13 protein-coding genes are annotated in these 13946 nt (G+C 45.9%); 10 read left to right on the top strand and 3 right to left on the bottom strand.

Annotated elements, in window-relative coordinates; all coding sequences use genetic code 11:
• Positions 1-2 precede the first annotated feature (2 nt).
• From ccoS to ABR189_RS17930, 10 genes are all read left to right on the top strand, one after another.
• Positions 3-194: a cbb3-type cytochrome oxidase assembly protein CcoS gene (ccoS, locus tag ABR189_RS17975; RefSeq protein ID WP_354661848.1), complete on the top strand. Its 192-nt coding sequence runs from the start codon at positions 3-5 to the stop codon at positions 192-194.
• Between the two features lie 8 nt (positions 195-202).
• Positions 203-2332, top strand: coding sequence for a cytochrome-c oxidase, cbb3-type subunit I (ccoN, locus tag ABR189_RS17970; RefSeq protein ID WP_354661847.1), 2130 nt, complete (start codon positions 203-205; stop codon positions 2330-2332).
• 156 nt (positions 2333-2488) lie between these two features.
• Positions 2489-2668, top strand: a complete 180-nt coding sequence (locus ABR189_RS17965) for a CcoQ/FixQ family Cbb3-type cytochrome c oxidase assembly chaperone (protein WP_354661846.1) — start codon at positions 2489-2491, stop codon at positions 2666-2668.
• 12 nt (positions 2669-2680) lie between these two features.
• Positions 2681-3814: a cbb3-type cytochrome c oxidase N-terminal domain-containing protein gene (locus ABR189_RS17960; RefSeq protein WP_354661845.1), complete on the top strand. Its 1134-nt coding sequence runs from the start codon at positions 2681-2683 to the stop codon at positions 3812-3814.
• Positions 3815-4097: 283 nt separating this feature from the next.
• Positions 4098-5534 (top strand): cytochrome c oxidase accessory protein CcoG, encoded by a 1437-nt coding sequence (ccoG, locus tag ABR189_RS17955; RefSeq protein ID WP_354661844.1) that lies wholly within the window; start codon positions 4098-4100, stop codon positions 5532-5534.
• 18 nt (positions 5535-5552) lie between these two features.
• A complete protein-coding gene (locus tag ABR189_RS17950) occupies positions 5553-5990 on the top strand; it encodes a FixH family protein (RefSeq protein ID WP_354661843.1) in 438 nt (145 codons plus the stop codon).
• Position 5991: 1 nt separating this feature from the next.
• Positions 5992-6708: a sulfite exporter TauE/SafE family protein gene (locus ABR189_RS17945; RefSeq protein WP_354661842.1), complete on the top strand. Its 717-nt coding sequence runs from the start codon at positions 5992-5994 to the stop codon at positions 6706-6708.
• 11 nt (positions 6709-6719) lie between these two features.
• Positions 6720-8078: an oxygen-independent coproporphyrinogen III oxidase gene (gene hemN / locus ABR189_RS17940; RefSeq protein ID WP_354661841.1), complete on the top strand. Its 1359-nt coding sequence runs from the start codon at positions 6720-6722 to the stop codon at positions 8076-8078.
• A gap of 841 nt (positions 8079-8919) precedes the next feature.
• A complete protein-coding gene (locus ABR189_RS17935) occupies positions 8920-9864 on the top strand; it encodes a UDP-3-O-(3-hydroxymyristoyl)glucosamine N-acyltransferase (RefSeq protein ID WP_354661840.1) in 945 nt (314 codons plus the stop codon).
• A 120-nt stretch (positions 9865-9984) separates the two neighbouring features.
• On the top strand, positions 9985-10668 hold the full coding sequence (locus ABR189_RS17930; protein WP_354661839.1) for a hypothetical protein: 684 nt from the start codon (positions 9985-9987) through the stop codon (positions 10666-10668).
• Here ABR189_RS17930 and ABR189_RS17925 read toward each other — a convergent pair.
• The 3 genes from ABR189_RS17925 to pheS all read right to left on the bottom strand — a co-directional run bounded on the left by ABR189_RS17925 (position 10654) and on the right by pheS (position 13933).
• Positions 10654-11640 carry an NAD-dependent epimerase/dehydratase family protein gene (locus ABR189_RS17925; RefSeq protein WP_354661838.1) on the bottom strand — a complete coding sequence of 329 codons (987 nt, stop codon included), beginning with the start codon at positions 11638-11640 and terminating at the stop codon, positions 10654-10656. The genes ABR189_RS17930 and ABR189_RS17925 overlap by 15 nt on opposite strands.
• A 135-nt stretch (positions 11641-11775) precedes the next feature.
• Positions 11776-12639, bottom strand: a complete 864-nt coding sequence (locus tag ABR189_RS17920; protein WP_354661837.1) for a 3-hydroxyacyl-CoA dehydrogenase family protein — start codon at positions 12637-12639, stop codon at positions 11776-11778.
• A gap of 265 nt (positions 12640-12904) precedes the next feature.
• On the bottom strand, positions 12905-13933 hold the full coding sequence (gene pheS / locus ABR189_RS17915) for a phenylalanine--tRNA ligase subunit alpha (protein ID WP_435575329.1): 1029 nt from the start codon (positions 13931-13933) through the stop codon (positions 12905-12907).
• Between the last annotated feature and the right edge of the window lie 13 nt (positions 13934-13946).

Raw genomic sequence — 13946 nt, 5'->3', positions numbered from 1 at the left:
TTATGAACGTCATCATCATTTTACTCGGAGCCAGTCTTGCCGTAGCGCTCTTTTTCCTGCTGGCATTTATGTGGTCTGTAAAGAACGGGCAGTTTGAAGATGATTTTTCTCCCGCCCATCGTATCCTCTTTGAAGATAAAAAGGAACGTAGCAATGAAACCGCTGAAACATCCAACTATTTAACGAAACAATAAACAGCACTATGTCACTTGAGAAATTTTCGTACGACAACCAGCCTGTAAAATGGTTTGCTTATGCTACCATGTTCTGGGGAATGGTAGGCATGCTCGCGGGCCTCTGGGCAGCGCTGGTACTGGTCATACCTGAACTCAACCTCGGCTATGCCGCTACTACCTTTGGCAGGATAAGACCTGTTCATACCAATGCCGTCATCTTCGCCTTCGTAGGTAACGGTATTTTCATGGGGGTGTACTACTCCCTCCAACGGCTCTGTAAAGCCCGCATGTTCAGCGATCTGCTGAGCAAAATACACTTCTGGGGATGGCAGGCCATTATTGCCGGTGGTGCTATTACTTTATTACTGGGGTACACTACCGGTAAAGAATATGCGGAGCTGGAATGGCCTTTTGACATAGCTATTACCTTAATCTGGCTGGTATTTGGTGCCAACATGCTCGGTACTATCTTGCGCCGCCGGGAAGCCCACCTCTATGTAGCCATCTGGTTCTATATCGGTACCTGGGTGGCTATCGCCATGCTGCACATCATCAACTCTTTTGAAATGCCTTTATCGCTCTTCAAAAGCTACTCCTGGTATGCAGGGGTACAGGATGCGCTGGTACAATGGTGGTATGGACATAATGCGGTGGCATTCTTCCTTACTACGCCTTACCTGGGGCTGATGTATTACTTTGTTCCCAAAGCGGCCAACCGCCCGGTATATTCCTACCGCTGGTCTATCATCCACTTCTGGGCACTGATCTTCATTTATATCTGGGCTGGTCCTCACCACTTATTATATACTGCCTTACCGGAGTGGGCACAATCTTTAGGTACAGTATTCTCCATTATGCTGATTGCGCCTTCCTGGGGTGGTATGCTCAATGGGTTACTGACCCTGCGTGGTGCCTGGGATAGAGTGCGGGAGGATGCTATCCTGAAATTCTTTGTGGTAGCGCTTACCTGCTATGGTATGTCTACGTTTGAAGGACCTATGCTCTCATTGAAGAATGTAAATGCAATCAGTCACTATACCGACTGGACCATCGCACACGTACACGTGGGGGCGCTGGGATGGAACGGATTCCTCACTTTCGGTATCCTCTACTGGCTGATCCCACGCTTGTTCAATACACAACTGTATTCCCGCAAATGGGCTAATAACCACTTCTGGATAGGTACCCTGGGTATCATATTTTATGTGATTCCACTGTATTGGGCGGCCTTTACCCAAAGTATGATGTGGAAACAATTTACAGAAGAAGGTACCTTAAAATTCCAGTTCCTGGAAACAGTGACCACCATTGTACCGATGTATGCATTGCGCGCACTGGGTGGATTACTGTACCTCTCCGGTACTATCCTGATGGTGGTAAACATTGTTAAAACCATCAAACGGGGAGCATTTGTTGCCAATGAAGCCGCTGAAGCAGCACCGCTGCCAAAAGAAATTGTTACACATGGTAAAACACACTGGCACAACTGGATCGAACGCCGTCCTATCCAACTGCTGGTATTCAGCTTGATCGCAGTAGGTATTGGTGGCTTGCTGGAAATGGTGCCCACCTTCTTAATACGCAGTAACATCCCAACCATCAGCAGTGTAAAACCATACACTCCATTAGAACTGCATGGCCGTGATATCTATGTAAGAGAAGGTTGTTACACCTGTCACTCTCAGATGATCCGTCCTTTCCGTGATGAGGTGGCCCGTTATGGCGAATACTCCAAAGCTGGTGAATTTGTATACGATCATCCGTTCCAGTGGGGGTCTAAACGTACCGGTCCGGACCTGGCCCGCGTAGGTGGTAAATACCCTGACTCCTGGCACTATAACCACATGCTGGATCCTACTTCTATGTCGCCCGGCTCTATCATGCCCGCTTATCCCTGGCTGATGGACGACCGTATAGACAAAGGAAAAACCCCAGCTATGATCAACGTGATGCGTAAACTGGGTGTGCCTTATGCTAAAGGATATGAAAAAGAAGCCATCGCAGACATGAACAAACAGGCAAAAGAAATCGCAGAGAACCTGAAAAAAGATAAGATAGAAGTGCTGCCCGACCGCGAAATCGTTGCCCTGATTGCTTACCTGCAAAGAATGGGGAAAGATATTAAAGCCGCTCCGAAAGGGGAGGTGGTAAGATAAGCTACGAGCTGTGAGCTACGAGCCCCGAGCAATCGAAGCGTAAAATAGCTACGAGCAATCAAAGCGAATAAATAAAATAATTGCTTTCATAACAAAACACAATAGCTCGAAGCTAGCAGCTCATAGCTCACAGCTCTAAACAACAAAACATCGATCATGAAATTCATCAACTATCTCAAATCCATCAACGACGTTAGCATATATCCGCTGGCATCCTTGCTGATCTTCACCATCTTTTTTGCGGCGGCAGCCTTCTGGGCATTCCGGTCAGACAAAGCCATGGTAGACCACATTAGCCGGATACCATTAGATAATGATGAACCAAAAAGCCTATAAACGAATCTTTATATGAACAGGAAGCTTTTTAATAAATGGTATGTAGCGGCAGGGGCCGTACTGGTAAGCCTGCTGAGCTATGCGCCGGTATTAGCCCAGGGCGGACCTAAGCCCCCATCTGAAGCAAGTAATCCTTTAGCCATTACGCTACTGGTAGTGATAGGAGGATTACTCATTGCCATTGCTTTGTTAGGAAATGCAGTAGTAGGGGCGATGGATATTTTCAGGGAAAGAATGAAAAAAGAAGCTGATAAAACCTTGCTCACCGTGGGTATTATCGTGCTGGGAATGCTGATGAGCTCTTCCGTGATGGCACAGGAAGCAGCAGAACAGGCCGCGCCTGCGGTAAGCACTACCATCGATGGGTTATCCCAGACTTCTTTTTACCTGCTGATATCTGTCATCGCACTGGAATTGGTGGTGATCATTTCCCTGCTGTTCCTGCTGCGTTACCTGGTAGGCATCAAGCGTAAGGTAAAAACCAAACGTGCTGCTGCCGGTGCTGCCGCTGCTGTACCCGGAAAACCGCGTATCAACTGGTGGGAAAAACTCAACCAAACCAGAACTGTGGATGCTGCTTCTGAGGCAGAAGAGGATATGGGCCATGATTATGATGGTATCCGGGAACTAAACAATCCTACCCCGCCATGGTGGAGATGGGCGTTTTATTTCAGTATTGCCTTTGGCGTGGTATATATCTGGCGGCATCACGTATCCCATACCGCCCCCATGCAGCTGGAAGAGCTGGCCATCGCAGAAGCACAGGCTGCGGAAGCGAAGGAAGCCTACCTGAAAACAGCTGCCGACAACATCAATGAAAATACCGTAAAAATGCTGGGAGAAGCCAATGACCTCGCTGCAGGTAAGAAATTGTTTGCTACCAACTGTGCTGCCTGCCATGGTGCAGAAGGACAGGGTACCGTAGGACCTAACCTCACTGACGACTACTGGCTGCACGGCGGAAAGATCAACGATGTGTTCAAAACCATTAAATATGGGGTGCCGGAGAAAGGCATGAAATCATGGCAGGATGATTTCTCTCCCAAACAGATCGCACAACTGGCCAGCTTTATAAAATCTATACACGGGTCTAACCCACCTAATCCAAAAGAAAAGCAAGGCGAAGAATATAAAGAAGCGCAATAATAATGGCAACAAAGCAGTAACAGCAAGGAAGTAAAAAAAGCGTGGAAATGTGAAAACGCAACAATGAAAGTGTGAGATAGAAAAGGTGCAGCGGAAAGGTACAACAGTATGGAAGATGTGACAATGGAAAGTGAAAGCGGAGGATGCAACAGTTTGCAAAAAGCGGGCAGGACGTGGCCTGCCCGCCGCTTGTAAAACATCCGCTACAAAGCACTATCATAAAGGAAAGACGCGAAAGGAAATGTGAAGACAGAACGATCAACTACCTGAGAAGGCAATCACCATGGACAACGATCCATGGATCATGGATAAAAAAATGGAACAGGAAACTTTCAGAGACAGTTTGGCTACCGTTGATAAGCAAGGGAAACGTAACTGGATCTATGCATTAAAGCCCAAGGGCAAATTATTTACGGCCAGGAGCATACTTAGCTACCTGTACTTCATCGTGTTTTTCTCCCTGCCGTTTATTCAGATAAACGGACGTCCATTGTTTATGTTAAATGTAGTGGAAGGAAAGTTTATCCTGTTTGGCGCCATCTTCTGGCCCCAGGATTTCTTCATCTTCGGACTGGCCATGATGGCATTCATCCTTTTTATAGTGGTATTCACCATGGCCTTTGGCCGCCTCTTTTGCGGATGGATGTGCCCACAGACCATTTTTATGGAAATGCTCTTCCGCCGCATCGAATACTGGATTGAAGGGGATGCTCCAGCGCAAAAGCTGCTGAATAAAGCACCCTGGAATACCGAAAAGATCATCAAAAAAACAGGAAAACATATCCTCTTCTTCGCCCTCTCCTTTTTGATCGCGAATGTATTTCTCGCCTATATCATCGGGGCTAAGGAGCTGGAAAAAATTATAACGGAACCATTGGCCATGCATAAGGGTGGCTTCACTGCCATCCTTATTTTCTCCGGTGTGTTCTATGGGGTATTTGCCTTTATGAGAGAACAGGTATGCACCACAGTTTGCCCTTATGGCCGGCTGCAAGGAGTATTACTGGATAAAGATTCCGTACTGGTGGCCTATGACTACGTAAGGGGTGAACCCAGGGGCAAATTTAAAAAGAACGAAACCCGTGAAATAGGGGATTGTATCGATTGTATGCAATGTGTGAAAGTATGCCCTACCGGGATAGACATCCGTAACGGTACCCAGCTGGAATGCGTAAACTGTACAGCCTGTATAGATGCCTGCAACTTTATGATGGATAAAGTAGGCCTGCAGCAGGGACTGATCCGCTACGCTTCCGAAAATGGTATTGCTAACAAACAACCGCTTCGGTTTACAACCCGTTTAAAGGTATACAGCACCGTACTGGTAGCCATCCTGGGAATTATCAGCTACCTCATGATGAGCCGTGAACCGGTAAGTGGTACTATCATCCGTACAGCAGGCATGTTATACCAGGAAAGGGGTGTAGATAGTATCACCAATCTCTACCGGATCATCCTGGTAAATAAAACCACACAGGAAGTACCGCTCACCCTTCGCCTCGAAGATGCCAAAGGGCAGATAGAGATCATTGGGAGGCCTGAGATTCACGTAAAAGCAGAAGACCAGGGGCAAGGTACCTTTTTCGTTGTATTGCCCAGGAAAGCCATTACAAACCGTAAATCACGCTTGCAAATTGGCTTGTACGACGGTACCAAAAAAGTAGGATCACTGAAAACTACCTTCCTCGGACCCGTAAGTGCTGCGGAAGGCGAAGAATAACTTTTAAAACTACAGACTATGCATTGGGGACATAAAATTATCATCGTATTTGTACTGTTTGCTGCGGGTATGCTTACCCTGGTTACCAAAAGCATCCGTACCAAAATAGACATGGTAACGCCTGACTATTATGCAGAAGAGCTTAAATATCAACAGGTAATTGACGGGCAGGACAATGTAGTACAACTTTCCGCTCCGGTAAAGGTGGCACAATCCAACCAAGACCTGGAAATCACCTTCCCGGAAGAACTACATGGCCGTGCACTCACCGGACAGGTATTATTTTACCGCCCTTCCGATTCCGGTAAAGACTTTGTACTGCCGCTGCAACTGAATGAACACGGACAACTACTGGTAAGCAGAGAACGTTTTATAAAAGGAGGCTACCGGGTAAAAATGCGTTGGGAGATGAGCGGCAAACCTTATTTCCAGGAAGAATACATAAATATCCAATAATATGCTGGCCATCATTCTTCCCGCTTTATCACTGGGCTTCCTTGGCAGCTTTCATTGCATAGGGATGTGCGGGCCTATTGCGCTTACGCTGCCGGTACAACATCTTACCGGTCCTAAAAAACTGCTGGGTATCCTGCTGTACAACGGTGGGCGCGTCACCGCCTATGCCATCCTGGGAATGATCTTTGGCTGGCTGGGCAGACAGTTTTACCTGGGTGGACTCCAGCAATGGCTCTCTATTACTTTGGGTTGCCTGCTCCTCGGTATGGTGCTGCTAAACTATGTAGCCGGTAAACGTATCCAGGGTACCCGCCTCTTAAACGGATTTACCTCCGGCATCAAAAAAATACTGGGAGGGTTATTACAACAGCAACGCTTCCGCACCTTATATGCAATCGGCTTTTTTAATGGGTTATTACCATGTGGGTTGGTGTACCTGGGAATAGCCGGCTCCGTGGCTACGGGTAATGTAGAGAATGGGATACTGTTTATGTGCGCATTCGGAGCCGGCACACTCCCCGCTATGATGGCTATTACCTATTTCGGTAACCTTATCAGCATGAGCGTTCGTAATAAAATGCGCCGTATGATTCCCTATGTAATCGGTATCATGGGTGCACTGCTCATCATGCGTGGGCTGAACCTGGGGATCCCATACATTAGCCCGGCAATGTCTTCCCACAGCGAAAAAGTAGTGGAACATTGTTGTCACCCTTAAACTTTAACAACATGAACCTGATTCAGAAATATAATGTCGCTGCGCCCCGGTATACCAGTTACCCTACCGTTCCTTACTGGGATGAAAACAACTTTAACCTGGACAGCTGGAAATCATTGCTGAAAACTTCATTTCAGGAATCTAATGATCAGGATGGTATCAGTATTTATATCCACCTGCCCTTTTGTGAAAAACTCTGCACTTACTGTGGCTGCAATAAATACATTACCATCAATCATAGTGTGGAAGAACCCTACATTCAGGCAGTATTAAATGAATGGCGGTTATACCTGCAAGTGTTTGAGCAAAAACCCCGTATCCGGGAAATACACCTGGGTGGTGGTACCCCTACCTTCTTCAGTGCAACCAACCTGCAAGCATTGTTAAATGGCCTGTGCAAGGATGCCATATTGCTGCCGGATGCTTCCCTCAGTTTTGAAGGGCATCCCAACAATACCACCGAAGCGCAGATGCAAACACTGTACAACCTGGGATTCCGGCGCATGAGCCTGGGCATCCAGGATTTTGATCCCAAAGTACAGGATATCATTAACCGGATACAGCCCTTTGAAACAGTAGCAAGGGTCGTAAATCAGGCGCGTGCTATTGGCTACACTTCTATCAACTTTGATCTTATATACGGCTTACCACTGCAAACGGATGCCAGCGTAAAAACAACCATTGATCAGGTAATGCTTCTCCGCCCCGACAGGATCTCTTTTTACAGCTACGCACATGTGCCCTGGGTAAAAGGAGTGGGGCAACGCCGGTATTCAGAAGCTGACCTGCCCAAAGATGAAGAGAAACGCGCTTTATACGAACTGGGCAAAACACTGTTTGCCAGTCATGGGTACACCGAAATAGGGATGGACCATTTTGCCCTGCCCGGCGATGAATTAATGACGGCTTATGAAGCAGGAAAACTCCACCGCAACTTTATGGGTTACACCGTTACCCATACTTCCCTGCTGGTAGGGTTAGGTGCTTCTGCTATCGGCGACAACTGGTATGCGTATGCGCAGAATGAAAAGAACATTACCGCTTACCAACGCCTGGTAAACAGCGGAACGTTTCCCATAGTACGCGGTCATCTCCTTAGCCGGGAAGACCTGCTGATCCGTAAACACATCCATGCGCTCATGTGTAAGTTTGAAACCTCCTGGAACAGGGAAGATACCCAATGTGATGCCATCATGGAAGGATTGGAACGGCTGCAGGAACTGGAAAAAGACGGACTGGTAAATGTATTGCCGAAGAAGATAACTGTTACGCCACAGGGGAAGCCTTTTATCCGCAATATATGTATGGCTTTTGATGCCCGCTTGTGGAAACAACTCCCTCAGACACAAATATTCAGCAAGGCGATATAACTTCCCGGCTGTAAGGTTACTACTACTTGGAAAGGGCTGTTCCGGAACATCGGAATAGCCTTTTTTTATTGCTATTGTGTTTAATGACAACACTTTATTAAAAGAACAGCCTGTCTGTATCTTTCAAACGGAAACAATAGACAAACGATCACTGTAATCCTGTACAACCTTTTATTCATCAACCTTTCAGCTACTGTATCATAAAGGATAATGCACCGGAATAAACATCGTTAAGCTGGCACATGAACCACCCTTTGCGTACTTATTGGCCTCTTTTTATCCCTTTAGGATCATCAAACAGGTTTTAAGTGAAAAAACAGGAAACTTTTTTTTATAAAAGGGGGGATAAAAAGGCCTGAAATGAAAAAAATGAACAGAAACGCCCTTTTTCAAAAACCGTAAAAAGCAGTACTTCTCTCAGTAACTGTAAGCAATCGTTTTTGTAATTGAAAACAAGGCGTCGGCTGTAACATGCGTGGATAAAGGGTTGTAGCGGACATAAAAAAAGTCTGACCGTTGGAACAATCAGACTTTCTTGTTATGTGAATGGGTTAGTAAGTACAGGGAAATAATATTCCCTACACAATATTAAAAAGAATTTTATGACAAAAGAAAAATTTTACAAAAAAATTTATTCACACAAGTAAAATAATTGTGGATAACAACAGTTAAACAAATCAACCTTTTATTGTCCGAAACTAAAAAAACAAGGTTAAAAGAAACGGTCTGCAGTTAAACGGTGCTTTTTTACACGCTGATAAAATTATAGAAAGCATGAGCGGCATACCTAAATCTCTCCTAACTTTGTCGCACTTAAACATCACCTCATAATACGGATTATATGAAGTTGGACGCACCAATTGCGGTAACGGAAATAGCAGCATTCATCGGTGCTGAACTGGTAGGCAATAAAGAATTGCAGGCTACCGGTATCAATGAAATACATAAGGTGCAGGAGGGGGATATCTCCTTCGTGGACTTTGAAAAATACTATAATGCCTGTCTTACCTCAGCGGCTACTATCATTATTATTAACAAAGAAGTACCCTGCCCGGAAGGTAAGGCGCTGCTGGTCATTAATGACCCTTTCAGTGCTTATGTAAAACTGGTAAAACGCTTCCGCCCGTTTGAACCTGCTACTAAAGCAATCAGTGATAGTGCAGTAATAGGGGAAGGGACGATTATACAACCTAACGTATTCATTGGTAATCATGTGCGTATCGGAAACAACTGCCTGATCCATCCTAATGTAACTATTTACGACCATTGCATTATCGGAGATAATGTGATCATTCATGCAGGTACGGTCATCGGTGCGGATGCTTTTTATTTTAAGAAAAGGGCAGAGCGCGAAGCCATTTATGATAAGCTGGAAAGCTGTGGCCGGGTAGTCATTGAAGATGATGTGGAAATTGGTGCCGGCTGTACCATCGACAAAGGGGTGAGTGGAGATACTATTATAGGCAGAGGCACCAAGTTTGACAACATGATTCATATTGGTCATGGTACCATTATCGGTAACAACTGTTTATTTGCCGCCCAGGTAGGGGTGGCTGGTAAAGCCCGCATAGAAGATAAAGTAATCCTGTGGGGACAGGTAGGTGTGTCCAAAGACCTGGTGATCGGTAAAAATGCAGTGGTCCTGGCACAAAGTGGTGTACCTGCATCCCTGGAAGGAGGTAAGGTGTACTTTGGCACCCCGGCAGAGAATGCAATGGCCAAGAAAAAAGAACTGGCCTGGGTAAAGCGCATTCCTGAAATGTGGAACAAACTGAAAGATCTGTAAAGACATACCGCAGCAGCGGTTACAGCTGTTTACTGTTGACCCGTTCATCCACATCATACACCTGTAACCGCTGCTGCTTCATTCATCCGGCTACTCATCATTTACCTTTGTGTTGATATTATGATACGTACATTGACTGTTCTTTCCTGCCTGCTGATCATCGCCTGCAATACCGGCAAGCGCATCACTTCTGCTGATGAACTGTATACCGCTCCCCAGGAATGGCCCGTAAAAATCAATGATGGCTGGTTCTCTGCCAAAACATTTGCCTACGGTCCTTATACCACCTCTTCCCGCAAGAATGGGATAGCAGATGCCATGGCGGTCAACTTTATCAAAGCTCCCCAACAACCTTATAATTTTACCGTAAGCGGGAAAGAAGAAAACCTGCTGGTACAAATCCTGAATACCCAGCGTGCTGCTTTTACCAACCGGCCATTACCATCTTATTTAGCCGGCGAAGCCAACAGTGCTCCTTTGTTTTATGCCCTGATCAATGGCACCAAAAACAATCCTTTACAACGCTGGGAACTTATTCTGAAAAACTCCACTTATCTGGACCTGAACAATAATAAAACTGCCGGCATCCTCCGTTCTCCGGACATTGATATCCGTATTACGGCACATAACCGGTTTGGGAAAACCAATTCTTATGAGAAGATCTGTTATGAATTTCAGTACCGCGGACAACCGGTAGCTGCTGTGATTCCAGGCAGCAAACCACAGCTGTGGGTGAGTAAACATATAGATGCGGAAATAGAAAAGATCCTGGCGGCTGCAATCGGAGCGTTATTGTTCAGATGATTTTGCCTCCAGGAAAACTTTGCAGATATGATCAATCGTTTGTTCCAGGGGACGGAAACGGAAATGAGGTAGTGTTTCCAGTATACGCTGATTGTTATAATATACTTTCAGCTGTGCTGTACGGGCTGTTTCTTTTGTTACCAATGGATGTTTTCCTGTAAAGAACCCTTTGAGCTTTTCCAGCCGCCATACAATGGCTGCCATCCAGGGCTTCACTGCGATATGAGGTGGTTTTTTGCCCAGACCTTTGGCCATAGCAGTAAACAGTTGGCGGTAACTCCAGTTATCTGCAGAGAGAATAAACCGCTGCTCTGTAACAGGGCTGTCCATCAATGCGATCATCGCTGCAACAACGTCTGCTACATCTACATACCCGTTGATGCCTTCTGTATAATAGGGAAATTCTTTCCAGGCATTCTTGAGCAGCATACCCGAACCATCTTCCCAGAAACCAGTACCCAGGATAATAGACGGGTTTACAATCACAGCATCTAATCCTTCTGCTATACCCCGCCATACTTCCATCTCGCCCAGGTATTTACTGATCGCATATCTGGAATTATTCGGGCTGTCCTGCCATTCTCCGAACTCATCAATCGCACGCCCATCTTTTGCCCGGCCAAGGGCTGCAACAGAACTTACATGTACCAGCTTCTTTACCCCCGCTTCCAACGACATATTCACCACATTGGCCGTACCTTCCGAATTGATCTTCATCATACGTTCATGACTGCCTGGCTCAAAAGCCACCACCGCTGCACAATGATATACATGTGTTACATCTTCCAATGCATCTGCCAGGCTGTATACATCCAGAATATCCCCCTGTACCCAGGTAATTTTATCCTGGATATCCTGTAACTGTACCGGAATGTTTTTACGGAATAATGCACGCACCGGCTTGCCACTACTCACTAATGCACGTAATAAATGACTACCTAAAAAGCCCGTTCCGCCGGTTACTAAAATCATGAAAAAAATGTTCGTTTATTGAAGAAGGCCAAAAATAGGCAAATCCGGCACTATTTACGAATTATCCATTACGAATTACCCCTATACCCGGACTGTAGGAATATGGGATAGCAGCACTCCCCAACAGCAGGATATTTATTGGTAATCATAAAACCCTTTGCCAGTTTTCCGGCCCAGCTGTCCTGCCGCTACTCTTTGCTCCTGCAGTACGTGAGGTTTAAACCGGGGGGCTGCTGCAAAAGCGGTATATAAGGATTGCGTTACGGCAAGATTAATATCGTTTCCTATCAGATCCATTAATTCAAAAGGCCCCATGCGGAAACCTGCGTTTTCCATCAACCGGTCGATTGTCCGGAAGCTGGCCAGCTCTTCAGCAGCAATATGCATTGCTTCCAGGTAATAATGGCGTGCTACCCTGTTTACAATAAACCCAGGGGCATCTTTTACACGCACCGGTGTTTTACCCATTTTAACAGCCAGATCATACACCAGGTTGGTTACTGCAGCGGATGTCTGTACACCACTTACCACCTCTACCAGCTTCATCAGCCAGGCAGGATTAAAGAAGTGCATTCCCACAATGCGGGCAGGATTTACAACCACCCCGGCAGCAATGGCCGAAATGGATAAAGAAGACGTATTAGAGGCAAAAACAGTGTCGCTGTGGTTTATCTCGGACAACTGGTTAAAGAGGGCTATTTTGGCCTCCGTTTTCTCTACAATGGCCTCTATGATCACTTCTGCGATGCAATCATAAGGGTCTTGTGTAAAACGGATCCTTTTCAGGGCACTTTCCCGCTCCGCGGCGGTGATTTTCCCTCTGTCCACTCCACCATCCAGACTCCTGATGATCTGCTCCCTGGCCTTTTCAAGTACCGGCAGCTGAATATCAAACAATATGGTATAATAACCACTTATGGCAGCTACCTGCGCAATGCCGGCACCCATAGTGCCAGCCCCGCATACCGCAATGGTTTGGATCTGTTCTGGTGTAAGCATGTTTTTCTAGCTTTTAGCTATTAGCCTTTAGCTGTTAGCTTTAAATAGTAGTTCGTAAAAATAGTAGTCCGTAGTTTTTTTGCTTTTAATCCTGCAGTACTTTCCCTTTACCATTAACCAGCTTACATGTTTCACTCGCGGCATTAAGCCAACAGCTAATAGCTGTGCTGTTACTTCCACCCACTGCATTAAGCTAATTGCTAACAGCTCCTTTAATCCGCTGCATTAAGCTAAAAGCTAACTGCTAATAGCTAATAGCTGTTAGCTAATAGCTCTCTTGAAACTGCTCCAGGAATCTTGTATCATTTTCAGAAAACAGGCGGAGGTCCTTGATCTGGTATTTAAGCATGGTAATACGTTCAATGCCCATACCAAATGCAAATCCGGTATATTTCTCAGGATCAATGCCACAGTTGGCCAGTACTTTGGGATGTACCATACCACAACCTAATATTTCTACCCAGCCGGTATGCTTACACACTGCACAGCCTTTACCGCCACAGATAAAGCAGGAAATATCCATTTCCGCACTGGGCTCTGTAAAAGGAAAGTAGGAGGGACGGAAACGTACACCCACATTTTCGCCAAACATTTCTTTTACAAAATGGTAAAGCGTTTGTTTGAGGTCGGCGAAAGAAACATTTTCGTCAATGTATAACCCTTCCACCTGGTGGAAGAAACAATGCGCACGCGCAGAGATAGTTTCATTACGGTATACCCTTCCCGGGCTGATCACACGGATGGGCAGCTTACCTTCCTCCATCACCCTTACCTGGGCAGAAGAGGTTTGTGTACGCAACAGCCAGTCAGGGTTTTTGCTGATAAAAAAGGTGTCCTGCATATCACGTGCAGGGTGGTTTTCCGGCAAATTCAGTGCAGTAAAGTTATGCCAGTCGTCTTCTATTTCCGGACCTTCTGCAATCGTAAAGCCCAGGCGCTCAAAGATGCCTATGATCTTATTACGTACAATACTGATAGGATGACGGGTACCTAACCGGTGAGGGGCCGCCGGCAAAGTGAAGTCAGTATCTCCCGCAGCTGCATGCTCTCCATCTTTCAATGCCTCAAACTGCGTGTATTTTTCTTCTGCCAATACCTTAAAGGCATTTAATAACTGCCCAAACTCCTTCTTACGGTCGTTAGGCACCTGCTTCATTTCACTCAATAACGCCTTAACAATCCCCTTGGTGCCCAGGAATTTAATCCTGTATTGCTCAAGATCTGCGGCGGTGGCTGGTGCAAAGGCTGCTATTTCCTGTTTATAAGCCTCTATTTGCTGTACAATCTGTTCCATACACAACAAAGAT

This window comes from Chitinophaga sp. H8 (assembly GCF_040567655.1).
Taxonomy (GTDB): domain Bacteria; phylum Bacteroidota; class Bacteroidia; order Chitinophagales; family Chitinophagaceae; genus Chitinophaga; species Chitinophaga defluvii.
Note: the sequence above shows the minus strand (reverse complement) of the source record. Positions and strands in the feature narration are given on the sequence as shown.